The organism is Streptomyces sp. NPDC033221 (genome assembly GCF_055577005.1).
Map to the genome: position 1 here is coordinate 112,361 of NZ_JBVIQN010000015.1, position 23,665 is coordinate 136,025.

The window sequence follows — 23,665 nt, forward strand, 5'->3', positions numbered from 1 at the left end:
ACGAGCCGCAGGCCAAAAGCCACGAGCCGCCAGCAATAAAACAACCAGCCCCAAGCCGGGAGGCAAACTAAAGCTCTGGACCCGCAGGAAGCCGGACGACCAGATCAGCGCGCTCCCGCCCGGCCGCCACCAAGCGCGCGTTGGCCTCGTCCGAAGCGTGCACGAACCGTTCGGCGTGCGCGCGGGACTTGCCGAAGCGCTCGTGCCGGTCGATCAGGCGCCGCACCCGTTCCGCGTCGTCCAGGTCCACGTACCAGACCTCGTCGAGGCACGCCCTGGCCCGGGCCCACGACGGGTCGTCCAGCAGCAGGTAGTTGCCCTCGGTCACGACGAGCGGCACGTCGGGCGTCACGGGGACGCTGCCCGCCACCGCCTCCTCGATGCGGCGGTCGAAGGCCGGGGCGTAGACGACGGTGTCCGGCGCGGGGGAGCGCAGGCGGGTGAGCAGGGCCGCGTACCCGGCGGCGTCGAAGGTGTCCGGGGCGCCCTTGCGGTCCGTACGCCCCAGGCGGCGCAACTCCGCCTCGGCGAGGTGGAACCCGTCCATGGGGACGAGTGCCGCCGCTCCGGCCAGCTCGGACACCAGGCGGGCAGCCAGGGTGGACTTGCCCGAGCCGGGCGGCCCCGCGATGCCGAGGAGCCGGCGGCGGCCCGGTGTGGCGGAGGCGGCGAGGCGCCGGGCGCGTGCGGTGAGTTGCTGCGGTTCCATGATCGCGGTCTTCGATCCTCTTTCGGGGCTTCAGGTCTCAGCACTTCGGTACGGCGCCGCCGGACACGGTGATCATGCCTCCGCTGCTCCCGCTGCTCCCGCTGCTCCCGCTGCTCCCGCTGCTCCCGCCGCCCCCAGCCGCCACAACGACGTCACCTCGGCGGCGCGGGCCGTGTGCAGGGGGTCGGAGGCGTCGTGGGCGCGGGGGTGCCGGGGCTGGATGTCCAGGCGGTCCAGCACCGTCAGGCCCGCCGCGTCGAACGCGGCGGTCAGTTCGGCGCGGGGGCGCAGTCCGAGGTGTTCTGCGAGGTCGGACAGGATCAGCCAGCCCTCGCCGCCCGGTTCGAGATGGGCGGCCAGGCCGTTCAGGAAGCCGCGGAGCATCCGGCTGCCCGGGTCGTAGACCGCGTACTCGACGGGGGAGGTGGGCTTGGCCGGGACCCACGGCGGGTTGCAGACGATCAGTGACGCGCGTCCGGCCGGGAACAGGTCGGCCGCCACGACCTCCACGCGGTCCCCCACGCCCAGCCGTTCGGTGTTCTCCCGCGCACAGGCCAGCGCCCTCGGGTCCTGGTCCGTCGCCACCACCCGGGAGACGCCGCGCCGGGCCAGCACCGAGGCCAGCACGCCGGTGCCGGTGCCGATGTCGAAGGCCGGGCCGGGTACGGACGGGAGGGGCGCCCGGGCCACCAGGTCGACGTACTCGCCGCGCACCGGCGAGAAGACGCCGTAGTACGGATGGATGCGGTCGCCGCCGAGGGCCGGTATCCCGACGCCGTTTCTGCGCCATTCATACGCGCCGAGCACGCCGAGGAGTTCGCGCAGCGAGATGACCAGGGGCAGACCGGCGTCGGTCTCGGCCGCGCCGGCGGGGCTTCCGGCGTCGTCCGGGCCGTACGCCTGGACGCATGCCTCCCGGACGTCGGGCGCGCGGCGCAGCGCGAGCCCGTAGCCGGGGTCCAGGGACACCAGCAGCATCCCCAGGATCCGGGCGCGCTGGCTCTGCGCGGCCCGGTGCAGGTGGAACGCCTGGGCGGGGTCGGCCGGCGGCCGCTTGCGCGGACGGCGGTCGATACGGCGGGCCAGCGCCGTCAGCAGCTGGCGGGCGTTGTGGAAGTCGCCGCGCCACAGCAGCGCGGTGCCCTCGCAGGCGAGTTTGTAGGCGTCGTCGGCCTTCGTGCGGTCGTCCGCGACGGCCACCCGGCGGGGGGCCGGGGTGCCGCTCTCGGAACGCCAGCGTGCGGTGCGTTCGGCGCCGGCCTCGGTCCACGCGACGGACTGCGGGGCCTGAAGTGTGTTCATTGCGTCCCAGGTAAGGGGCTGAGAAGTGACGTTCGACTCTACTCCGTGCCGGGGAGGGACCTTCGTCCCCTGTCCTCCGGACGGCACGGGGTAGGAGTATGGAAATAGTTGGGCATAGCACACGCTGTTGGTCGCATGGAGGCGTACATGGACACCCTGCCGGTCATTGTCGCGGTGGACGGATCTCCCGACAGCGAGCGGGCGCTGCGCTGGGCGATCGAGGCGGCCCGGCTGCGCTCCGCGCCGCTCCAGATCGTGCACGTCTGGCCGTATGTCACCTCGGAGGGCCGCGCGGCGGCCGAGTCCGGCATCGGCGACCCGGTCCTGGACGAACTGCGCAAGACGCTGGACGGGCAGGCCGACACAGCCGGTCTGCCGGGCATCGAATTCCGCAGTCTCAGCGGGCTCACCGACACGCTGCTGCCCGCCCTCGGGGCCGAGGCGCAGCTGCTCGTGCTCGGCTCGCGCGGGCGCGGCGGCTTCGCCAGCCTGCTGCTCGGCTCGAACGGCATGGCGTGCGCGGCGCATGCGGAAGGGCCCGTGGTGGTCGTACCGCGCCCGGACCGCGCCGGCGCCGAACTCGGTCCGGACGGTGAGGTCGTCCGCCCCACCCTGTCGCAGGTCACCCTGGGCGTCGACGCTTCCTCGGACGAACCGGGCGCGATCGGCTTCGCCTTCGCCGAGGCGAGCCGCCGCGACGCGCGCCTCAAGGTCGTCTCCGGCTATGCGTGGCCGATGCTGACGCCGCCGTCCTTCGAATACGTGGCGGCCTACGAGGGCACCCAGCAGGAGTACGAGAGCGCGCTGGCCGAGCAGGTGACGCGGACCCTCGCACCGCACCGCCAGCGGCACCCCGAGGTGGCCGTGACGGTCGAACTGCGGAGCGCGGACGCGGCCGGGCAGCTCGTCGAGGCGTCCAGGAGCAGCGATCTGGTCGTGGTCGCCCGGCACCGCAGGCGCCTGCCGGTCGGCCGCCGGCTGGGCTCGGTCGCCCACGCCGTACTGCTGCACGCCGTATGCCCGATCGCGGTCGTGCCGGAGGAGTCGGAGCGGAGCACCGGAAGGGACGCGGAAGCGGAAGCGGAAGCGGACGGGAAGTAGGGCGCACAACCGGAGCCCTCGCGCCGGCCTCCGTCCGAAGCGCTCGGCTTCCCGTGCCGGCTGCCCGGGCTGCTCGGCTTCCCGTGCCGGCCGCCCGAACCATCCGGCTCCTCGCGCCAGCCGCCGTCCGATCCACTCGGCCCCTTTCCTCAGGTTTCCTCAGGTTTCCTCAGGCGATGCCGAACGCCTCCGGATAGCGCACCGTGCCGCGCGGCGGTGTGCTGCCGTCCAGGGACAGGGCCAGGAACGCTTCGTCCGGCCAGTCCTGGGGCGGCAGGATGCCGAAGCGGGAGGCGGGCTCGAAACCGAACCTGGGGTAGTACGGCGGGTGTCCCAGCACGACGGCCGTCCGCTCGCCGGCGGCCCTGGCAGCGTCCAGCAGGGCCCGGATGACGGCGCTGCCCGCGCCCTGCTTGTGGTGCTCGGGCAGCACGGCGCAGGGCGCCAGCGCGACGGCCGGTTCGCCGGATATGTGACAGCGGGTGAGCAGTGCGTGCGCGACGACCGGTGTCATGCCGGGCGCGGCGGCCGCGGCGGCGGACACGGACGCCGCTTCGCGGTCGGCGGGCCCGGCGGGCTCGGCCACGTAAGAAAGGCCCGGCAGCCAGGCCGCCGGGTCACGCCGCAGCGCGTCCACGAGGTCGGCCTCGCCGGAGGTCTCGAAGGCGGCGAGGCTGACCCGGCGGACGGCCGGGATGTCCTCGGGGGTCTCGGGGCGGCACTGCCAGTCGTTCATGCCCACATGGTCGCATCGGGGTCTGACAATCCGCCCGCGGTTTCCCGCCGCCCCACGCCCCTCAGGGCGGAATCCGGTCGGCCGGTTAGTGACCGGTAGCCGCCGGTCAAGGCACATGGTTCGCGGTCACCGCCCGTGACCGGCGCCCGGCCACTTCAGCCGTCCGGGCGCTCACGTACCCGGACGCCCGAGCTCAGTCCGTTCCCGGCGCCGGGAACGCCGCTGCCCGGCGCTCCGGCCTGCGCATCAGGAAGACGGCCGCGGACCCGGCGGCGAACAGCGCGAACACCGACATCGCGGCGCTGATCCACGACGCGCCCAGCCACTGGCCGCCCACCCAGCCCAGGCACACGCCGTACGCGGCCCAGGCCAGCCCGGCCAGCGCGGACCACGGCAGGAACTCCCGGACCGTACGGTGGGCGACGCCCGCGCCCAGGCTGACCACCGAGCGTCCGGCGGGCGCGAAGCGGGCCAGGACGACGATGCCGCCGCCGCCCTTCGTCAGTGCCGCGCCGAGGCGTTCCTGCGCCGCGGTCAGGCGGCGGGAGCGGGAGATGGCGCGGTCGAACCGGTCGCCGCCGCGCCAGGCGAGCCGGTAGGCGACCATGTCGCCGAGCACCGAGGCGGTCGCGGCGCACAGCACCAGGGCCAGCATCTCGGCGATGTCGACGTCGCCGCGCACGGTGGTGGAGACGCCCACCGCGCCGGCCGCGGTGCGGGTGCCCGCGGCCGTGGTGGCGGCGGTGATCACCAGAACGCCGCTCGGCAGGATCGGCACGAAGACGTCGAGGAGTACGGAGAGACCGACGATCGCGTAGACCCAAGGGGTGCCGCTCAACGACCCCAGGTTTTCCCACACGTCCTTCTCCTGATCCGAACCCCTGCCGCGACGTCGCATCGGCGGCTGGGGCGGCTGTACCGCCATACAGCGTACGCCTGGCGTGGCCGCAGTGACGTTCCGGGGCGCACGGTGTTGTTGGCTTCACACCCCGGAAGAACGGCCTCGGGCGTCACTGTCACCCGTCTGCTTCGGTCGTGGCGCAAAAGAGCGCGGCTTTGGGCATGTTATGTGCCGATATAAGTGCCTTGTGAAGCGCGTAGACAGGGCGCTCCGGAGCGGAACGGCAGACGAATGGAGACAGGGATGGAGACAGGGATGGAGTCGGGGACGAAGGCGGAGATGAAGGCGGGGGCGGAGAGGGGGCCGGGCGCGGGTTCACGGGCGTCCAGGGAGTCGTCGGCGGCGCCGGTAAGCGTGGCACGGCCGACCGCGAGCGGGGCCCAAGCCGTGCGCGGCGGCCGGTCCGGCACTGCCGTGGCGCGGACCGGGGCGGCGCGGACGAGGACGGCCGCCAAGGCGGCGGGCGCCTCCGTGGCGGTCCTCGCCACGGCGGGCACGCTCCTGCTCGCGCCGGCGGCCGTGGCGGCGGACGGCGACAAGGTCACGAAGACCGCCGTCGACCAGGAGTACTCCGTCACCATCGCGGCGCAGTTCACCCGCCCGGACGGCGCGATGCTGAGCAGGGCGGTGACGTACGACCCGAAGCTGGTGCCCGTGAACTCCCGCGTCACGGTCAACGAGCGCGCCGACAGCAAGCGGACCCGGGTCGGTCTCAGGGTGGCCGGCCTGGTGGCGAAGCGCACCTACGGGGCGCACGTCCACACGGGGACCTGCGGCGCCCGCCCGGACAGCTCGGGACCGCACTACCAGCACCGCAAGGACCCGCGTACGCCGTCCGTCGACCCGGCGTACGCCAACCCCAAGAACGAGGTCTGGCTGGACTTCACGACCGACGGGCGCGGTGAGGGCACTGCCGCGTCCCGGCATCCCTGGCGCTTCCGTTCCGGCGAGGCGCGGTCCGTGGTGATCCACGAGCGGCGGACCGCCACCGGGGCCGGTGTGGCGGGGACCGCCGGCCGCGTGGTGGCGTGCTACTCGGTGCCGTTCAACCAGTCGAAGGAAGCCGGGAAGGCCGTCGCGGGCGTCCTGTCGAAGCTCTTCTGACCGCGGCGGTCCGTATGAATGAGCGGCGGCCCCCGGTGCATACCGGGGCCGCCGCTCATCGCCGGGTGGCAGCCGGCGGCGTCGCCGGCCCGCCGTCAGACCGCGCTCGGCTCGCGCCGGGCGCCGGCCGTGGCCTCGGCCGACCGCCGTGCGCCGAAGAACAGGCGGTCCAGCGACCAGACGCCGGGGCCGGTGAAGACGATCAGGAAGAACGCCCAGCAGAACAGCGCGGACAGCTCGCCGCCGTTCTGGAGCGGCCACAGCGACTGGCCCGCGTGCGCGGAGAAGTACGCGTACGCCATGGAGCCGGAGCTGATGAAGGCGGCGGCGCGGGTGCCGAGGCCCAGCATCACCAGGACGCCGCCGACGAGCTGGATGACGGCCGCGTACCAGCCGGGCCAGCTGCCCGCGGGCACGGTCAGGCCCTTGCCCATCGCGCCGCCGAGGACGCCGAACAGCGAGGACGCGCCATGGCAGGCGAAGAGCAGACCGGTGACGATACGGAAGAGCGAGAGGGCTTGCGGCTTGAATCGTTCGGTGAACTCGGTCACCGGAGAGTGAGCGGACATGAAGGGACTCCTGCGGTTTCGGGGACGGGAACCGACAAGCTGAAAGGTTAGGGAGACCTAAACGGTACTTGCAAGTTCAACATCTGGCCACATCCGGCCGTTGTCCGAAAAGGGTCATGGCAAGAAGCTGCCACCTTCGTCGGATCCGCCATGCCCATGACGCGTCGAGCAGTGTCCGCGTCCCCCCCCGTGACCGGTTCCGCTAACGCGACCCCTCGCCGTCGCCGTCCGTCCGGTGGCCCGTGGTGAGCACCTCGTCCCACGCGCAGGTCAGCCGCGCCCCGCCGCCCTGCCCGGCCCGCTCTCCCCGCGCGCCCTTCTCGCGCTGTGCCTGATCCAGCCGCAGCCGTGCCGTGCGCCCATTCAGTGAGAGGGTCATCAGCTGATTGCCGAACCACGGTCCTCCCGTGCGGCGCCAGCCGATCGGCGGCCGGTGCAGCCGGGCGTGCCGGGTCAGCGCGTGGCCCAGCCGGCGACCGAGCCGACTCCACCCGAAGCGGAAGCCGGCCCGCATGGTGGCGGGGATGCTGTTGTGCACGGGCGAGCAGGTCAGCTGGAGTATGCGGCCGGTGGGCGCGGAACCGTCGTGCCAGTGCGGCTCGGCCACGTACGCGTGGTGCACGTCGCCGGACAGCACGCACACCGTCGCCGGTGCCGCCTCGCCCGAACCGGCCTCGACCAGCAGGTCGGTGAGCGCGTTGAAGGACTCCGGGAACGCCGCCCAGTGCTCCAGGTCGGCCCGCTGCCGCAGCGACTCGCTCCGGCGCGCCCAGCGCGCGCCGCGCGCCCCGGCGCACAGTGCGGCGTTCCAGCCCTCCGCGTCGTGGATCAGGTTCGGCAGCAGCCAGGGCAGCGAACTGCCGACCAGCAGGTGGTCGTACGCGCCGTGGTCGGCCAGCATCTGTTCGCGCAGCCACTCCGCCTCGGCCGGATCGAGCATCGCCCGCCGTTCCTCGTCCAGGACGCGGGTGGCGCGGGTGTCGACCATGACCAGCCGTACGCGGCCGAAGTCGCGGCGGTAACTCCAGCGCGCGCAGCCCGGGTCGGCGTCGGCCGCCGCAGCGAACTCCCGTACCAGGTCCGTGCCGTCCGGAAGCGCGCGCACCCGGGCGTACAGCTCGTCCTTCTCCAGTTCGGCGGGGGAGAGGTTGCCCAGGTGCTGGTACACCCAGTACGACATCAGGCCGCCCAGCACCCGCTCCCGCCACCAGGAGGTCGCCCGCATCCGGGTCTGCCAGGCGGCGGAGGTGTTCCAGTCGTCTATGACGTCGTGATCGTCGAAGATCATGCAGCTGGGGACGGTGGACAGCAGCCAGCGCACCTCCGGGTCGAGCCAGGACTCGGCGTAGAGATGGGTGTACTCCTCATAGTCCGCGACCTGTTTCCAGGGCGGCTCGGAGGTGTCGCGGCGGGCGGCGAGCAGCCGGGCGGTCGCGTCCGAGGTCTGGTCGGCGTACACCTGGTCGCCCAGCAGGAGCAGTACGTCCGGGCGTTGGCGCGCCGGGTCGGCGGCGAGCGCGGCGGCGAGGGTGTCCAAAGCGTCCGGGCCCACCGGGTCGTGCGAGTCGGCGGGCGGCGCGGCCCAGCGGCAGGAGCCGAACGCGACCCGCAGATGCTGGTCCGCCGGATCGCCGCCCGGGGCGGCCGGTGTGTGGATCGTGCTCTGCGGGAAGCGGCTGTCGGGCGGCGGCCAGACCTGTTCGCCGTCCAGCAGGACCCGGTACGGGGTCTCGCTGGACGGCGTCAGTCCGGCGACGGGTACCAGCGCGTAATGGTGTCCGGCCACTTGCCAGGTGCGCTCGGCACCGCCGGCGCCGTTCTCGCAGCGGACGTGCACTTCGCACGGCCGGTCGGTCTCGACCCACACCGTCGCGCTGATCTCGTCCACGTACCGCAGCAGCGGCCCCAAGAGCAGCCCGGCCATCGGCGATCCTCCCCTCGTACGGGCCGGTGCCCGTACGTGTGTGCTCAGAGGATAGGAGCAGATCGCAGGGCGACGGGACAGCTCCGGCCTCCTCACGGAGAAAGACGGAGCCATCCGGTCGTATGGTTGCGTCACCCGGTCACGGGCCGGTCAGGCCGAGTTCGGCAGTAACCATTCCTCAGTGGTGTCCGCGGCGTCCGCGGCCCTCGGCAGCCTTCAGCAGCGGTCCAGGATCTTCTTCAGCGCCGCCTTCTCCGCCGAGTCGGCCGTCATCCCGTACTCGTGCTTCACCGACACCCACATCCGCGCGTACGTGCAGTGGTACGAGGTCTTCGGCGGCAGCCACTTGGCCGGGTCCTTGTCGCCCTTCTCCTGGTTCACGTTGTCGGTGACGGCGATCAGCTGCGAGTGGGTGAGGTCGTTGGCCAGCTGCCCACGGCGCTCGGTCGTCCACTTCGAGGCGCCGGACTTCCACGCCTCCGACAGCGGTACGACGTGGTCGATGTCCACGTCGGACGCCTTGGTCCACACGCCGTCGTCGTAGGCCGACTTCCAGGTGCCGCTGGTCGGGGCGCACTTGCCGTCGGTCTGCACGTTCTCGCCGTCCCGCTTGAGCACGACCTCGCGGGTGTTGCAGTTCTTGCCCTGGTCGGACCAGTGCGGGAACTTGTCGCGGCTGTAACCGTCCTGCGAGCCCTGGGGTGCTTCCTTGAGCTGGGCGAGGTACGTACGGGCCGTGGCGGCGTCCGGCGGGGTGGGCGGCGCGGCCTGGGCGCTCTGGGTGCCGAGCACCAGCGTGCAGGCGAGGGCGGCGGCGGAGCCGGCGGCGACCGACAGGCGACGCGCGTAGACCTTGGGCATCGAAACTCCCTGTAAGTGGGGGGAAGTTGAGGTGCGGGACGGAGCCCAGGGTGGCGCCGTGGGGTTACCACCGGGCGGGCTCCAGGTAACAGAGTGACGACATGCCCACGTCAGTTCAAGGGGTTGACAACACGTCACCCGGCCCCGGCGGGCCGGAATGTGGCTCGCGCGGGCGCGTGCGCCCCTTCCGGAGCGCCGGACTCCGCCGTGGCGTACGCGCTCCGCGGCTGCGCCCCCGCCCTACAGTGAGCGCGTGCTGCTGCCGGTCAACGCCACCTTCGGGGTCGTCCTCGCCGTCCTGCTCGCCGCCGCCGTGGCCGCCGTCGCGCTCGCCCGCCTCGGCCACGCGCGGGCCGTCGCCCTCGCCGGTCTGCGCGCCGCCCTCCAGCTCGCCGCCGTCTCGTACCTCATCGGCTGGGTCGTACGGTCCCTGCCCTGGCTGCTCTGCTTCCTCGTACTGATGTTCACGGTGGCCGTCCGGACCGCCGGCCGCCGCCTCACCCCGAACCGCACCTGGTGGTGGGCGGCCGCGCCCCTCGCCGCCGGGGTCGTACCGGTCGTCGGCGCCCTGCTGCTGACCGGCCTGGTCCCGCCGCGCGGCATCACCCTCATCCCCGTCGCCGGCATCCTGATCGGCGGCGCCCTCACCGCCACCGTCCTCGGCGGGCGGCGGGCCCTGGACGAGCTGGAGACGCGGCACGGGGAGGTGGAGGCGGGGCTGGCGCTCGGGCTGCTCGACCGGGAAGCCCGGATGGAGGTCGCCCGTCCGGCCGCGTCCGACGCGCTGCTGCCGGGCCTGGACCAGACCCGCACCGTGGGGCTCGTCACGCTCCCCGGCGCCTTCGTCGGGATGCTGCTGGGCGGCGCGTCACCCGTTCAGGCGGGCGCGGTGCAGATGTTCGTGCTGGTCGCGCTGCTCGCCGTACAGGCCGCGGCCGTGGCGGTGGTACTGGAGCTGGTGGCCCGCGGGCGGCTGCACCGCGTACCCTTGACCGCAGCAGAAGGGGAGTAGCTCTTCGCCGGACCGTCGACATACTGCCCGCCCGTCGGCCGCCACCGCCCAGGTGACAGGCCGCCCGCGGTGGGCCGGCGCCCGGAGCGTGGCAGGTGACCGGTGTCCCTGCCGCGCCAGCGAGACCTTCGGCCGCAGTGTTTGCGCAGACGCACGTCTGCGCAAGAGACGCTGCCGTGCCGAAGCGACCCCTTTTCCGGGCCCCTCGGTGCGGCCCGACCGATCGAGGTAAGACACCCCGTGTTCAGTTTCACCGTCGCCGCCGTCGTCTTCGGCGTCGTTTTCCTGGCCGAGCTGCCGGACAAGACCGCCCTGGCCGGGCTGATGCTCGGCACCCGCTACCGCGCCTCGTACGTGTTCGCCGGCGTCGCCGCGGCCTTCGCCGTACACGTCGCGCTCGCCATCGCCGCGGGCAGCGTGCTGTCCCTGCTCCCGCACCGCCTCGTCCAGGCGGTCGTCGGCGTGCTCTTCCTCGCGGGCGCGGCGGTCCTGCTCTTCAAGAAGGACGACGACGAGGAGGAGGTCAGGAAGCCCGCCGACCAGAGCTTCTGGAAGGTCTCCGGGGCGGGCTTCATGATGATCCTGGTCGCCGAGTTCGGCGACCTGACCCAGATCATGACCGCGAACCTCGCCGCCCGCTACGACGACCCGGTCTCGGTGGGCGTCGGCGCCGTGCTGGCCCTGTGGGCGGTGGCGGGCCTGGGCATCCTCGGCGGCCGCACGCTCATGAAGTACGTACCGCTGAAGCTGATCACGAAGGTGGCGGCCGCGGTGATGGTGCTGCTGGCGGGGTTCAGCCTGTACGAGGCGATCGTGGGGTGAAAACGGACTCGGGGCGGGCCGGTGGCCCGCCCCGAGTCTCCCGCCTGGTCAGCCGTCGGTCCTGGTCAGCCGTCGGTGAGCGGCCGTCGTCGGTCTTCGGGTGCCGAGGATCAGGCGTCGATGTGCAGCGCGATCGATCCGTCCGCGAGCGCCTCGACCCGGACCTGCTCCAGATCGCGTACGTGGACGTCGGGACCGAAGGCCCCGGCCCGCTCGCCGACGCCGACCACGCGCATCCCCGCCGCGCGCCCGGCCGCGATACCCGCCTCGGAGTCCTCGAAGACCACACAGTCCTCGGGCGCGTACCCCAGCTCGGCCGCGCCCTTGAGGAAGCCCTCGGGGTCCGGCTTGCTGGCGCTGACCGACTCGGCGGTGATCCGTACGGCCGGCATCGGCAGCCCGGCCGCGCCCATGCGGGCGTCGGAGAGGGCGATGTCGGCGGAGGTCACCAGCGCGTGCGGCAGCCGGGCGAGCGCGTCCATGAAGGCGGGCGCGCCGGGCACCGGCACGACGCCGTCCACGTCGGCGGTCTCCTGCTCCAGCATCCGCCGGTTGTCCGCGTGGTTCAGCTCCATCGGGCGGTCGGGGAGCAGCGCCGCCATCGTGGCCCAGCCCTGCCGGCCGTGCACCACCTTGAGTACCTCGGTCGCGTCCAGGCCCTGCTCGGCGGCCCAGCGGCGCCAGCAGCGCTCGACCACGGCCTCGGAGTTCACGATCGTGCTGTCCATGTCCAGCAGCAGGGCGCGGGCTATGAGCGGGGTGGTTGCCGGCATCGGCGGGCTCCTGGGCGCTGAGGAAAGAGTCAAGCGGCTCCGCCCGCCGGTCAGGGAGTGCGGGCGGAACCACTTTGTTCCTACACGATACAAAGAACACCCCGTTCGAGGCCAACCGCCCCCTCGGCAAGCCCGTGCCCGGTGGCCGGGATCCACCTCGGCAGGCTCGTGTCCGGTGGCCCGCCCCCGCCTCGGCGGGCTCCTGCCCGGCGGCCCGCCCCCGCCTCACGGTTCGACCGTACGGGCCTCCAGCGACCGGCGGGTCTGCACCCCGTAGACCCCTGCCGGGTCCTGTCGCAGCCCGTAGAACCGCTGAAAGGCGGCGACGGCTTCGCGTACGGCACTGCTGAAGCGGCCGTCCTCCGGGCCCGGGTACGTGGCCACCTGCTCCAGCCGCCGCTGCAGCTCCACGACCTCCGGCCCGCTGGCTCCCTCCCGCAGCACGATCGGCCCGTCCGGCGGCCTGCTCGGCGTCCGGCTCTCCGGGGCGCTGGTGATGCTGCCGGACGCCGTGGCCGTGCCCGAGGCCGACGACGGGCTGGACGACGGGGACGGCGTGCCCGACGGGCCGGGCGGCGGCTGGGCCCTGGTCACCCGGTGCGGCCCCGGTGTGGGGACGGCGGCCGGCGGCGCGGCGCGGCGGCCGGGGCCGCCGCCTCCCGGGCTGTCGTCGCCGCTGCCGGACGGCCGGGCGGCGCTGGGCATGTGCCGGTGGTTGTCCGGCAGGGCGCGGTCCTGGTCCGTGTCGGACAGCAGGGCGCCGCTGAGCAGTACCGCGCCCGCGGCCAGGGACGCCGCGGAGACCGCCATGGCGGCCAGGGCCGCCTGCTTCCTGCGGCGGCGGGACACGTCGTACGTACCGGAGTCCGCCCCGGCCCGCGCGTCCGCGTGTACGTCCGCGTGCGCGCCGGGTCGCATCCCGCCCGCCGCGCCCGCTTCCGCCCCGGCGGGCAGCCCATCGAGCGGACCGGCGTGCGGACCGACGCGGGAGCCGGTCCGTCCTCCGGCGTCCGCATCCGCCCGCCCTCCGGAGCGCGGTCCCGCGCGGGATCCGGCGCGAGCCCCCGTCCGCGACCCGGCCGGCGGCACCGTACGGGAGCCGAAGCGCGGGGCGGGACGCGGATCGGGCCGCATCAGCTCCGCCGTCGAGTCCGCCGCCGCGCCGGTGGCGTCCGCCCCTTCCGGCAGCGGCACGTACGGGCGTACCCGCAGCGGATCGAAGTCCGCGGCGCCGGCCGCCTCGCACAGGCACCTCGTCCGGCCGTCGTCGCGCGCGGGTGCCGAGCAGTGCGGGCAGGTCTGCGCCGTCACGAGCGTTCCCCCTCCTGAAGCCCTCGATCGGTCAGTGATTATCCCGGTCTGGCCCCTTCCTGCACAGGGAGCATCCGGGAGCCACCGGGCCCCACGGCTCTCAGCAGGCCGTATCCCACCGAAACGATCAGGATGGAAGAAAGTCCGACCCCGCCCGCTCGAAGAGACCCGCACGAAGAGAGACGCTCATGGCGCAGGACACCGGCGCTCCGGCCGTCCCCGGCGAGGGGCAGTCCCGGCGGACGGTCCTCGTCGCGATCGGCGCGCTGCTGCTCGGGCTGCTCATCGCGGCACTCGACCAGACCATCGTCGCCACCGCGCTGCCCACCATCGTCAGCGATCTCGGCGGCCTGGACCATCTGTCCTGGGTGGTCACCGCGTATCTGCTGGCCTCGACCGCCGCGACCCCGCTGTGGGGCAAGCTCGGCGACCAGTACGGGCGCAAGCGGCTGTTCCAGACCGCCATCGTGATCTTCCTGATCGGGTCCGCGCTGTGCGGCATCGCGCAGGACATGCCGCAGCTGATCGCGTTCCGCGCCGTCCAGGGCCTGGGCGGCGGCGGTCTGATCGTGCTGTCGATGGCGATCGTCGGCGACATCGTGCCGCCCCGGGACCGGGGCCGCTACCAGGGCCTGTTCGGCGCGGTCTTCGGCGCGACGAGCGTGCTCGGGCCGCTGCTCGGCGGCCTGTTCGTGGACCATCTCAGCTGGCGCTGGGTCTTCTACATCAACCTGCCCATCGGCATCGTCGCGCTGGCCGTCATCGCCGCGGTGCTGCACATCCCGGTCCGCCGCACCCCGCACCGCATCGACTACCCCGGCACCCTCCTCATCGCCGCGGTGGCCGCGTGCTTCGTGCTGATGACGTCGCTCGGCGGCGTCAGCTACGGCTGGGGCTCCTGGCAGATCATCGGCCTGGGGGCGCTCGGCCTGGTCCTGCTGGCGGTGTTCGTCGCCGTCGAGCGCCGGGCCGCCGAACCGGTGCTGCCGCTCCGCCTGTTCCGCCTGCGCTCCTTCACCCTCACCGCGGTCATCGGCTTCGTCATCGGTTTCGCGATGTTCGGCTCGATGACGTACCTGCCGACCTTCCTCCAGGTGGTGCAGGGCGTCTCGCCGACCATGTCCGGGGTGCACATGCTGCCGATGGTCATCGGCATGCTGCTGTCCTCGACGGCGTCCGGGCAACTCGTCAGCCGTACCGGGCACTACAAGGTCTTTCCCATCGCCGGCACCGCCGTCACGGCCGTCGGCCTGCTGCTCCTGCACCAGCTCGGCCCGTCCAGCGGCGTCGCCGTGATGAGCCTGTACTTCTTCGTCTTCGGCTTCGGGCTGGGCCTGGTCATGCAGGTCCTCGTCCTCATCGTGCAGAACGCCGTCGCCTACGAGGATCTCGGCGTCGCCACCTCGGGCGCCACGTTCTTCCGCTCGATCGGCTCCTCCTTCGGCGTCTCCATCTTCGGCACGGTCTTCGCCAACAAGCTGGGGCCCCGGATCGCCGACGCCCTCGCCGGCAAGCAGCTGCCGCCCGGCACCGACCCGTCCGGAATCGCCGAGGACCCGCGGACGGTCGGGCAGCTGCCTCCCGACGCCGCGTCCGGCGTGCTCGACGCCTACGCGACCTCCATCACCGACGTCTTCCTGTACGCGGTCCCGGTCGTACTGGTCGCCTTCGTCCTGGCCTGGTTCCTCCGCGAGGAGCCGCTGCGCCGCGGCGTCACCGCGCCCGACACGTCCGAGGTGCTCTCCTCGAACCCCGTGCACCGTTCCTCGTACGAGGAGGTCTGCCGCGCGCTGTCCAAACTGGGCAGCCTGGAGGGCCGCAAGGCGGTCTACGAGCGGATCACCGAGCAGGCCGGGCTGGACCTCAAGCCCGCGGCGAGCTGGATGCTGCTGCGCATCAACCGTTATGGCTCGGTGGAGCCCGCGCTGCTCTCCGAACGCAGCATCGTGCCGTTCCGGGTGATCGCCGAGGCGACCCGGCAGATCGAGGAGCGCGGGCTGGCCGTACGGGAAGGGCTGCCGCTGGTCCTCACCGACAAGGGCCGCGCGGTCACCGAACGGCTGGCCGCCGCCCGCCGCGCTTCGCTGGCCGAACTCCTCGGCGACTGGTGGACCGAGGACCGGCCGACCGATCTCACGAAGCTGGTCGACGAGCTGTCGGCGGAACTGTGCGGCTCGGACGCGGAGAGCCCGCACAACGGCGACGCCCGCAGACGTCCGCCACCGGCGGCGCCGCGCTGAACCGGGGGCCGTGCCGGAACCGCCCCACAAAGCGGCGCCGCGCTATGCGCCCCCGCCCACCACCCGCTTCTCGAAGAACAGCTCCGCGTACCGGTCCTCCTTGTACGCGGGAATCTCCCCGTACCCGTACGCGCGGTACATCGCGACCGCCTCGGTCAGATCCCGCCGGGTGTCCAACCGGAGGCGCTCGGTGCCCAGTTCCGCCGCCCGCCGCTCGACGGCGCGCATCAGCACGCCCGCCGCGCCCCGCCCGCGCCACGGCTCGCGGACGAACACCCGCTTCAGTTCCGCCGTACGCCCGCCGTCGATGAGCAGCAGCCCGGCGCACCCGGCGGCCTCGCCCGCCTGCCGGACGACGAACAACACGCCCGTCGGCGGCACCAGTTGGCCGACCGGGTACTCCGCCACGCCCTCGTCGATCTCCTCGGGCGTGATCCTCGGATGTCCGTGCAGGGTGTGATAGCGCTGCGCGACCTCGGTGTAATACTCACGGAACAAGGCCGTGGCGGCGGGCGAGTCGTCGGGCTCGACCGAGAGCTGCCAGGCCCCGGGCATGGTCCTGGTGGCGGCATCGGTCATGGCGGCGTCGGTCATGGCCGCATTGTGCCGCTACAGGGCGGACCGCTGCCCGCGAATATCGCCCGTCGTGTCACCGGCCGGTCCCGCACCGTACGGCCCCGCCGCCCCCCTCCGCCGCGCCCCGCAGGCCCCTAACCGGCCCCCGGCCGGACCCCAATCGGCCTCCAACCCGCCTCCAACCCGCCCGTCACCAGGCGGGGTTTGGCCTCCGGCGGCGGGGCAACCCGCCCTGTATGTCCATCACCTTGATCATCGTCCCTGTCGTGGCGCTCCTGGTGATCGCCGCTCTCGTCCTCATGGCCCGCGCCAAGGTCGCCCGCAGCGGCAGCAGAGGACTGCGCAAACGATTCGGCCCCGAGTACGAACGAGCCGTCGCCGTACACGACGGCGACACCGTGGCCGCCGAACGCGAACTGAACCAGCGGCTGGACCGGCACGGCGCCTTCCGTCCGCTGCCGCTCACCGCCGAGCTGCGCCTGCAGTACGAGGAGCGGTGGGAGGCCGTACAGCGGCAGTTCGTCGACGAGCCCGAACAGGCCGTCGTCGAGGCCGACCTGCTGATCGGCCGGCTCGCCCGCGAGCGCGGCTACCCGGCGGACACCTACGACGAGCAGACCGACGCGCTCTCCGTCCACCACGCGCACGGCGTCCACGATTACCGCAAGGCCCACGAGACGGCCGTACGCGCCCGCAACAACCGGCCCGAGAACGCCGCCGGCACGGAGGAACTGCGCGCCGCCGTGGTGTACGCGCGCGCCCTGTTCACCGAACTGCTCGACGCCGGATCGGGCCGCTCCGCCTCGCACGGCCCCCGCGACCACGGCCGCGGCGACCCGTCGCACGACGGTCACGACCCGGCGGCCGGTCACCACGGCCCCCGGCACCACAAGCCCACCGCCCGGCGGCTCGGCGACCGGATGCGTTCTCCCTGGACGCACGGCCGCGGCCACGGGCACGACACCGCGGAAGGCGGTGCGCGATGAGCACCTTCGACGAACGCGGAACCGGTCCCGTCGAGACGCCCCGCGAGCGCGCGGCGAGCGAGGGGATGCCACCCCCGGAGCGCGGAGCCGCGGCGTACGAAGGCCACCGCAGCGGGCAGCAGCCGACCGCGCCGCCGCCCACCGCCACGTCGGGCGCCACCGAGTCCGTACCCGGTGCGTACGCGGGCCTGCCCGGCACCGAAACCGACTACCCCGCGGGCACGCCCGACGCTCCCTCGTCCGCCCCGGCGACCGAAACGCCCGGCCACGGCCGTACGGGAGCCTCCGAGCCCCTGCTGCCCGCCGACGCCCGGGACAAGCTGCGGCAGCGGCTCGACCACGCCGTCAACGGCTTCGTCGACCGCCCCCGTGAGGCAGTAGAGGAAGCCGACAGCATCTACGAAGAGCTGGCCGCCCTCCTCCCGGAGGCCCTGGCCGCCCGCCGCCGCGCCCTGCACACGTCCTGGGAACAGGGCGGCACCGACACCGAACAGCTGCGCGTCGCCCTGCGCCACTACCGGGAGACCGCCCAGCGGCTGCTCGACTTCTGAGGCCGCGCGCGAATCGGCGGACCGGCGACCGAAGAGGGTCGGCCGGTCCGCCGCTCGCGGTGCGTACCTCGTACGGTCCTACTTCTTCGGGCTCGCCTGCTGCACGACCTCGAACGACCACAGCGTGGACCCGGAAGCGGCCGGCTTGGGCCGCTCGCCGTCCTCCGCGCCACCGCCGCCCTGGTGCGCGGCCTTCATCGGCCCCTCCATCCAGGCCTGGAACGACTCCTCGTCACGCCAGCGGGTGTACACGAGGTACTGGTCGGTGCCCTCCACCGGGCGCAGCAGCTCGAACCATTCGAAGCCGTCCGACGACTCGACGGCACCGGCCCGCGCTCCGAAGCGCTTCTCCAGCACCTCCCGCTGTTCGGCGGGTACGGTCAGCACATTGATCTTCACGATGCTCATACCGAACATCGTGCCCCATACCGTCCGGCGAATGGCGGCCAGGGCCACCTGCCGCGCCGTTGACGGCTCTCAGCCGTGCAGCTTCAGCCCCTTGATCACCTTGTCGACGACCTTCCGTGGGCCGTAGACCGCCAGGCCGACGAGGTCGAGGCAGGCGACAGGGACGGCGCGTACCACCGCGCGGTTGTCGTCGTCGTTGCCGGTGGTGAACATGTCCGCCGTGTAGAGCGCGGTGGGCAACTCCCGGGAGAGGGCGCGGGTGTGGGTACGGGCCAGGCCGGCGGAGTCGGCGGCGAAGCACAGGACCGGCTCCCGCAGCAGCGCCAGGTAGTCGTTGGCCGAACCGTCCTCGTACCGCTTGCCCATGATGTCGTCGGACGCGTGGGCGATGCCGCTCGCCAGGAAGGCCGTCACGTTCAGCTTCTGCCAGGTGGCGAGGTCTTCGCGGACCACGATGGCGATCTTGGTGGGGAAACGGTCGGCTGCTCCGGCGGCTTCCCCGGTGGCTTCCTCGGCAGGTATTCCGGAAGGCGTTCCGGCAGGTGTTCCGGCAGTCAGGTCGGTGTCGGTGCTCATGGGGCGAGTCTGGCCCGCAAGCGGAATGCCGTCTTGAACGCTGGTGCGCGCGGGACGCGGCGAACCGGCTCGGCCGGTTGCCGCACTCCCGTTGTCGGTGGTCGGGGCTAACGTCGGAGTATGTCGAACTCAGAAGCGGGACAGGGGCCGTCGGAGAAGCCGCGGGCGGCGCGGCGGGTCAACAGGCCGGCGCGGCCGACCGGCTGGAAACGGCTTGCCTTCCGTGCTCCGATCCACCTCTACCGGCTCGGCCTCGGTGGCCTCTTCGGCAAGCGGCTGCTGCTTCTGGAGCACCTCGGCCGTACGTCGGGCAAGACCCGGCGGGTTGTCCTGGAGGTGGTGGCGTACGACCGGCAGGCCCGTACGTGGACGCTGGCCTCCGGCTTCGGTCCGGGAGCGCAGTGGTATCGCAACCTCCAGGCGCAGCCCAGGGCCACCATCCAGGTCGGCCGCAGACGGTGTGCCGTCGTCGCGAACTTCCTTCCCGCCGAGGAGGGCGGCCGGGTCATGGCGCGGTACGCGCCGAAGCACCCGAAGGCGGCCAGGCAGTTGACCGCGTACATGGGGTTCGAGGTCGACGGCACGGTCGAGGGCTACCGGCAGGCGGGGGAGAACATACCGTTCGTACGGCTCGTGGAGCAGTGAGCCCGTGGAGCAGTGCCGCGCTCGTGGAGCAGTGCCGCGCTCGTGGAGCAGTGACGGGCCAGGGGTTCAACGGGGTGGCGGTCCGGCGGTAATGGCTGTGTCGGCTGTTGGAGTTGCAGCCGCCGGGGCGCCGGAGTGTGGCCGGGTCCGGGCGGTGGTTTCCCGCCAGCATGGCCACCGGGACGCGCGAGGGCGCGGCCCGGTGACGAAAGGGAACCTCTTGATCCCCATGCGGAAGTTCACCCGTGCCGCGGTGGTGACGGTCTCCGCGGCCGGCGCCGTCCTGGCCGCCGTTCCCGTCGCGTCGGCCTGTCCCGCGCACGACCGTGCGGCGCGCGGTGAGAGCTGCCGTGTCGCGTACACCAGCTTCTTCCCCTCGCCGTCCGGGGCGACCTCGGGGGAGGGCGTCTACGCGCACGGCCAGAAGGACCCGTCGGGGCGTACGTGTGACAACGGCGGGTGGGAGCGTCCGTACCGCCCGAGCGACACCTGAGGTACCGGACGCGCTGCACGGACGCCGCCGGCACCGGAAACGCCTGTGCGCGAGGACGGAGAAGTCCTCGCGCACAGGCGTCGTGGGGTCAGGTGACCGGGGGCTCGTGGACCGGCCGGGTCAGGCAGGCGTCTCCGCGGCCACGCGCCGCTTCTTGCCCGCGGCGGGCTTCGACGCCGCGGCCTTGCGCAGCGCGCGCGCCTCCGACTCCGTCTCGACCGCCGGGGGCGAGCCGGGCAGCGGCTTGCGCGCGCTCTCCGACATCAGCAGGACGGCGATCCCGCCGACCACGGCGGCGGCCATCATGTAGAACGCGGGCATCATCTTGTTGCCCGTGGCGCCGATCAGCGCGGTCACCATCAGCGGAGTCGTACCGCCGAAGACGGAGACCGAGACGTTAAAGCCGATGGACAGCGAGCCGTAGCGCACCTTCGTCGGGAACAGCGCGGGCAGCGTGGACGGCATGGTGGACGTGAAGCACACCAGCAGCAGGCCCAGTACGGCCATGCCCAGCGCGATGCCGGCCAGCGAACCCTGCCGGATGAGCAGCAGCGACGGTACGGACAGCACCAGGAAGCCGACGCAGCCGGTCGCGATGACCGGGCGGCGCCCGAAGCGGTCGGTGAGCCGGCCCGCGAAGGGCTGCACGCACATCATCACGACCATGACCGCGAGCACGACCAGCAGTCCGTGCGTCTCGTCGTACTTCAGCTCCGAGGTCAGGTAGCTGGGCATGTACGACAGCAGCATGTAGTCGGTGACGTTGAAGACCAGGACCAGGCCGACGCAGAGCAGCATCGCGCGCCACTGACCGAAGATCATCTCGCGCAGGCCGATCCTCTTCTCGGCCTCCCGGCGCTCCTTCTCCTTGGTCCGCGCCTCCGCTTCCAGCTGCGCGAACGCCGGGGTCTCCTCCAGCCGCATCCGCAGGTAGAGGCCGATGATGCCCATCGGGCCCGCGACCAGGAACGGGATGCGCCAGCCCCAGGAGAGCAGCGCGTCGTGGTCGTGGCGGAAGAGGTAGGTCAGCAGCGTGACCAGACCGGCGCCGCCGACGTAACCGGCGAGCGTGCCGAACTCCAGCCAGCTGCCCATGAAGCCGCGCTTCTTGTCGGGCGCGTACTCGGCGATGAAGGTCGAGGCACCGCCGTACTCGCCGCCGGTGGAGAAGCCCTGCACCAGACGGGCGACCAGCAGGAGGATCGGGGCCCCGACGCCGATGGAGGCGTACGAGGGGATCAGGCCGATCGCGAAGGTGCCCGCCGCCATCATGATCATGGTGATGGCGAGGATCTTCTGCCGCCCGATACGGTCACCGAGCGGCCCGAAGACCATGCCGCCGATGGGGCGGACGAGGAAGGCCGCGGCGAAGGTGCCGAACGTCGACAGCAACTGCGCGGTCGGGTTGCCGGACGGGAAGAAGACCTGTCCGAGCGTGACCGCGATGTAGCTGTAGACGCCGAAGTCGAACCACTCCATCGCGTTGCCGACGGCGGCTGCCGTGACGGCCCGCTTGACCATGGACGGCTCGACGACGGTGACATCGCCGCCGCCCTGCCCCCGCTTCTCCGGTTTTTCCGGCTCGGCCGGATCGGGTACGGGACCACCGGTACGGGTCCGCGGTGCGACGGGTGACTGCGTCGGCACGTGCTCGCTCGCCTGCGCTCTCTGGGACGACTGCATGGAACACCCGCGGTGGCGGGTCCGGCCCGCCATGGCGTGACGGGCAAAGGTCGACCATAGGGGCAGAGTGGCTCATCACGGACAGTGCACGGCCGACAGCGCAACAGCGCGCATCCCTGCTCCTGCCAGGGGAAGCGGCACCCGGAGGGTCTTTATCCGGCCTTTATGGATGTGATCCATCTCGCTGCGATCATCGCAACCGAATTGCCCTGTTGTGCGCCACATATGCACGGCACGGACCTGACCCTGCCCACTCCGCACGGATGTATGCAGACCACGCCGAACAATTTTCGCGGTATTCACCCGGCCCACTTCAGAGCCTTCGCGGATCGCTCGCGCCGGCTCGCGGACAGCTCATGGAGCGCTCGCGGATCGCCTTCGTGTGCCCCGCGAATTCCGTCCCCATCCTCCGGTCCATAACGTCCCCGTACACCCCGCCTGACCGAATACCCGGTTCCGGTCGGCGCGCCGGGGCGCGAAGGTGCCTCGCATGTCTATCGCTACGGCAGTGCTGACCGCGTCACTGGCGATGGCGCCGGCCGCCGCGCCATCCATGGGAGTGCAGTGCACCAGCGTGACCGTCCGCGCCCACTTCACCTCGTCACCGACGGGTGAGGCCGTCACCTACGACCCGGTCCTGGTGCCCGAGGGCAGCCGGGTCACGGTCGTGGAGAAGCGGTACGGGCCCGCGGGGCACGGCCGTACGGTCGTCGGACTGCGCCTGGCCGGCCTGGTCCCGGACCGTACGTACGGTGCCCATGTCCACACCAAGCCGTGCGGGCCCAAACCGGCCGACTCCGGCCCGCACTACCAGAACGTCCCCGACCCCGTTCAGCCCTCCACCGACCCCGCCTACGCCAACCCGCGCAACGAGGTGTGGCTCGACCTGAAGACGGACGAGGACGGCGACGGCGCCTCGTCCGCCAAGGTCAACTGGCACGTCCGCCACGGAGAAGCCCGCTCCGTGGTCGTCCACGAACACCGGACGCACACCGAACCGGGCCATGCGGGAACCGCGGGCGCCCGCCTGGCCTGCGTCAACGTACCGCTGGCCTGAGATCCGCCGGTATGCGGGCGGCGCGGCGGCGGGCTGCCTGCCCCACTGCCGCGCCGCTGGATCGTCGCGCCCGTCAAGCATCGGCGATCCGGCCGCGCCCTGCCACTCGGCGGCGTACGCGCGTGCCGTGCTCGGCGGCGCGGACAAGACGGGCCCGGCCGTGGCTCATCCGACAGCTTCCGTTTCAGTTCACTTCGTTTCGCTTCGATTCGCTTCGTTACGATCACTCGCAGGCTGCCGCGCTGATCCTCATGGTTCGGCGGCGTTGATCGGACGCATCCTGGAGGAAACCTGTGAGGTACCGGCGCCTGGGCGGCCCTGGAGGGCCCGGTGTTTCCGCGGTCGGGCTGGGATGCATGGGCATGTCCGTCGCCTACGGGCCGGCCGATCCGGCGGAAGCACGCCGGGCGCTGGACCGGGCCGCCGAACTGGGCGTGACGTTTCTCGACACGGCCGACGCGTACGGGCGCGGCGCGAACGAGGAGTTCGTCGGGGGCTGGCTGCGCGGCCGGGGCAAGCGTGACGCGACGGTCCTCGCGACGAAGTTCGGGCTGCGGCACGACCCCGTGACCGGGCGGGTCGACACCGTGGACACCTCGCCCGCGTACGTACCGGTCGCCTGCGACGCCTCGTTGCGCAGGCTCGGCGTCGAGTACGTCGACCTTTACTACGCCCACCGCCGCGACCCGGCCGTACCGGTCGAGGAGACCGTCGGCGCGATGGCGGAGCTGGTCACGGCGGGGAAGGCGCGCCACCTGGGCCTGTCGGAGGTCAGCCCGCAGACGCTGCGCCGGGCGCACGCCGTACACCCCATCAGCGCCGTACAGGTGGAGTACTCGCTGTTCACCCGGGACGTGGTCGAGGGCGAACTGCTCGCCACCTGCCGCGAACTGGGCGTCACGGTGGTGGCGTACTCGCCCCTCGGGCGCGGGATGCTCGCGGGCGCGCTCGCCTCGCGCGAGGAGCTGGGCGAGGACGACAACCGGCGCCGCTGGCCGCGTTTCACCGACGGGAACATGGAACGCAACCTCACGCTCGTCCGCGCGGTGCGCCGCATCGCCGACGAGATCGGGGTACCCCCGGCGCGCGCCGCCCTCGCCTGGCTGCTGGCGCAGGGCGAGGACATCGTGCCGATCCCCGGTACGAAGCGGGCGCGCTACGTGGCGGAGAACGCCGCCGCGGCCGGACTGACACTCACCGCCGAGCAGGCGGACCGGCTGCGCGCGGCGGTACCCGCCGACGCCGTGGCGGGCGCGCGCTACCCGCAGCAGGCCCTGGACCGGCTCGGTCACTGAAGGGCGGGCGCGGACTCGCCAGGGCACCCG

General features: G+C 72.6%; 24 protein-coding genes. 11 read left to right on the forward strand and 13 right to left on the reverse strand.

Translation table 11 applies throughout. The features are described from left to right. Positions 1–67: 67 nt before the first annotated feature. The gene (locus tag ACZ53K_RS21170) at positions 68–709 is read right to left on the reverse strand and encodes a nucleoside/nucleotide kinase family protein (protein WP_468838689.1); all 642 of its coding nucleotides are present in this window, start codon (positions 707–709) and stop codon (positions 68–70) included. A gap of 72 nt (positions 710–781) precedes the next feature. Beyond that, positions 782–2,011: a methyltransferase gene (locus tag ACZ53K_RS21175; protein WP_468838692.1), complete on the reverse strand. Its 1,230-nt coding sequence runs from the start codon at positions 2,009–2,011 to the stop codon at positions 782–784. Positions 2,012–2,158: 147 nt separating this feature from the next. Between ACZ53K_RS21175 and ACZ53K_RS21180 the strand changes: the two genes are divergently transcribed. Then, positions 2,159–3,112 carry a universal stress protein gene (locus ACZ53K_RS21180; RefSeq protein ID WP_468838695.1) on the forward strand — a complete coding sequence of 318 codons (954 nt, stop codon included), beginning with the start codon at positions 2,159–2,161 and terminating at the stop codon, positions 3,110–3,112. Positions 3,113–3,281: 169 nt separating this feature from the next. On the opposite strand, the gene ACZ53K_RS21185 is transcribed toward ACZ53K_RS21180, so the two are convergent. Continuing rightward, positions 3,282–3,848 carry a GNAT family N-acetyltransferase gene (locus tag ACZ53K_RS21185; protein ID WP_468838698.1) on the reverse strand — a complete coding sequence of 189 codons (567 nt, stop codon included), beginning with the start codon at positions 3,846–3,848 and terminating at the stop codon, positions 3,282–3,284. Positions 3,849–4,041: 193 nt separating this feature from the next. After that, complete coding sequence (locus tag ACZ53K_RS21190; protein WP_468838894.1) at positions 4,042–4,746, reverse strand: DedA family protein; 705 nt, start codon at positions 4,744–4,746, stop codon at positions 4,042–4,044. A gap of 357 nt (positions 4,747–5,103) precedes the next feature. Here ACZ53K_RS21190 and ACZ53K_RS21195 point away from each other — a divergent pair, with 357 nt between their 5' ends. Then, on the forward strand, positions 5,104–5,853 hold the full coding sequence (locus ACZ53K_RS21195; RefSeq protein ID WP_468838701.1) for a superoxide dismutase family protein: 750 nt from the start codon (positions 5,104–5,106) through the stop codon (positions 5,851–5,853). Positions 5,854–5,948: 95 nt separating this feature from the next. Here ACZ53K_RS21195 and ACZ53K_RS21200 read toward each other — a convergent pair whose 3' ends face one another. The 3 genes from ACZ53K_RS21200 to ACZ53K_RS21210 all read right to left on the reverse strand — a co-directional run bounded on the left by ACZ53K_RS21200 (position 5,949) and on the right by ACZ53K_RS21210 (position 9,207). Beyond that, positions 5,949–6,422 (reverse strand): DoxX family protein, encoded by a 474-nt coding sequence (locus ACZ53K_RS21200; RefSeq protein WP_468838704.1) that lies wholly within the window; start codon positions 6,420–6,422, stop codon positions 5,949–5,951. A 202-nt stretch (positions 6,423–6,624) separates the two neighbouring features. Beyond that, positions 6,625–8,346: an alkaline phosphatase D family protein gene (locus ACZ53K_RS21205; protein WP_468838706.1), complete on the reverse strand. Its 1,722-nt coding sequence runs from the start codon at positions 8,344–8,346 to the stop codon at positions 6,625–6,627. 216 nt (positions 8,347–8,562) lie between these two features. Beyond that, complete coding sequence (locus ACZ53K_RS21210; RefSeq protein ID WP_468838709.1) at positions 8,563–9,207, reverse strand: HNH endonuclease family protein; 645 nt, start codon at positions 9,205–9,207, stop codon at positions 8,563–8,565. Between the two features lie 253 nt (positions 9,208–9,460). Between ACZ53K_RS21210 and ACZ53K_RS21215 the strand changes: the two genes are divergently transcribed. Together ACZ53K_RS21215 and ACZ53K_RS21220 are read left to right on the forward strand one after the other, a co-directional pair. Then, positions 9,461–10,219, forward strand: a complete 759-nt coding sequence (locus ACZ53K_RS21215; protein ID WP_468838712.1) for an ABC transporter permease — start codon at positions 9,461–9,463, stop codon at positions 10,217–10,219. Positions 10,220–10,459: 240 nt separating this feature from the next. After that, positions 10,460–11,041 (forward strand): TMEM165/GDT1 family protein, encoded by a 582-nt coding sequence (locus tag ACZ53K_RS21220; protein WP_468838714.1) that lies wholly within the window; start codon positions 10,460–10,462, stop codon positions 11,039–11,041. 110 nt (positions 11,042–11,151) lie between these two features. On the opposite strand, the gene ACZ53K_RS21225 is transcribed toward ACZ53K_RS21220, so the two are convergent. Both ACZ53K_RS21225 and ACZ53K_RS21230 read right to left on the reverse strand, forming a co-directional pair. Continuing rightward, positions 11,152–11,814: an HAD-IA family hydrolase gene (locus tag ACZ53K_RS21225; protein ID WP_468838717.1), complete on the reverse strand. Its 663-nt coding sequence runs from the start codon at positions 11,812–11,814 to the stop codon at positions 11,152–11,154. 225 nt (positions 11,815–12,039) lie between these two features. Next, positions 12,040–13,125, reverse strand: coding sequence for a peptidoglycan-binding domain-containing protein (locus ACZ53K_RS21230; protein WP_468838719.1), 1,086 nt, complete (start codon positions 13,123–13,125; stop codon positions 12,040–12,042). A 188-nt stretch (positions 13,126–13,313) separates the two neighbouring features. On the opposite strand from ACZ53K_RS21230, the gene ACZ53K_RS21235 reads away from it, so the two are divergent. Next, positions 13,314–15,365, forward strand: coding sequence for an MDR family MFS transporter (locus tag ACZ53K_RS21235; protein ID WP_468838722.1), 2,052 nt, complete (start codon positions 13,314–13,316; stop codon positions 15,363–15,365). A 42-nt stretch (positions 15,366–15,407) separates the two neighbouring features. On the opposite strand, the gene ACZ53K_RS21240 is transcribed toward ACZ53K_RS21235, so the two are convergent. Further along, positions 15,408–15,959: a GNAT family N-acetyltransferase gene (locus ACZ53K_RS21240; RefSeq protein ID WP_468838725.1), complete on the reverse strand. Its 552-nt coding sequence runs from the start codon at positions 15,957–15,959 to the stop codon at positions 15,408–15,410. Between the two features lie 218 nt (positions 15,960–16,177). On the opposite strand from ACZ53K_RS21240, the gene ACZ53K_RS21245 reads away from it, so the two are divergent. After that, positions 16,178–16,927, forward strand: a complete 750-nt coding sequence (locus ACZ53K_RS21245) for a hypothetical protein (protein ID WP_468838727.1) — start codon at positions 16,178–16,180, stop codon at positions 16,925–16,927. Beyond that, the gene (locus tag ACZ53K_RS21250; RefSeq protein ID WP_468838730.1) at positions 16,924–17,478 is read left to right on the forward strand and encodes a hypothetical protein; all 555 of its coding nucleotides are present in this window, start codon (positions 16,924–16,926) and stop codon (positions 17,476–17,478) included. Before ACZ53K_RS21245 ends, ACZ53K_RS21250 begins: the two co-directional genes overlap by 4 nt. Before the next feature lie 78 nt (positions 17,479–17,556). Here the strand turns inward: ACZ53K_RS21250 and ACZ53K_RS21255 are convergent, their stop codons facing one another. Then, positions 17,557–17,886, reverse strand: coding sequence for an antibiotic biosynthesis monooxygenase family protein (locus ACZ53K_RS21255; RefSeq protein WP_468838733.1), 330 nt, complete (start codon positions 17,884–17,886; stop codon positions 17,557–17,559). Between the two features lie 69 nt (positions 17,887–17,955). Continuing rightward, a complete protein-coding gene (locus tag ACZ53K_RS21260) occupies positions 17,956–18,462 on the reverse strand; it encodes a DUF2000 family protein (protein WP_468838735.1) in 507 nt (168 codons plus the stop codon). A gap of 120 nt (positions 18,463–18,582) precedes the next feature. Here ACZ53K_RS21260 and ACZ53K_RS21265 point away from each other — a divergent pair, with 120 nt between their 5' ends. Both ACZ53K_RS21265 and ACZ53K_RS21270 read left to right on the forward strand, forming a co-directional pair. Continuing rightward, positions 18,583–19,107, forward strand: coding sequence for a nitroreductase family deazaflavin-dependent oxidoreductase (locus ACZ53K_RS21265; protein WP_468838738.1), 525 nt, complete (start codon positions 18,583–18,585; stop codon positions 19,105–19,107). A gap of 229 nt (positions 19,108–19,336) precedes the next feature. Next, complete coding sequence (locus tag ACZ53K_RS21270) at positions 19,337–19,600, forward strand: hypothetical protein (RefSeq protein WP_468838741.1); 264 nt, start codon at positions 19,337–19,339, stop codon at positions 19,598–19,600. 120 nt (positions 19,601–19,720) lie between these two features. On the opposite strand, the gene proP is transcribed toward ACZ53K_RS21270, so the two are convergent. After that, entirely contained in the window at positions 19,721–21,283 is a 1,563-nt protein-coding gene (gene proP / locus ACZ53K_RS21275) for a glycine betaine/L-proline transporter ProP (protein WP_468838744.1), read from the reverse strand. A 490-nt stretch (positions 21,284–21,773) separates the two neighbouring features. Here proP and ACZ53K_RS21280 point away from each other — a divergent pair, with 490 nt between their 5' ends. Then, on the forward strand, positions 21,774–22,340 hold the full coding sequence (locus tag ACZ53K_RS21280) for a superoxide dismutase family protein (RefSeq protein ID WP_468838747.1): 567 nt from the start codon (positions 21,774–21,776) through the stop codon (positions 22,338–22,340). 293 nt (positions 22,341–22,633) lie between these two features. Then, a complete protein-coding gene (locus ACZ53K_RS21285) occupies positions 22,634–23,635 on the forward strand; it encodes an aldo/keto reductase (RefSeq protein ID WP_468838750.1) in 1,002 nt (333 codons plus the stop codon). Positions 23,636–23,665: the final 30 nt, after the last annotated feature.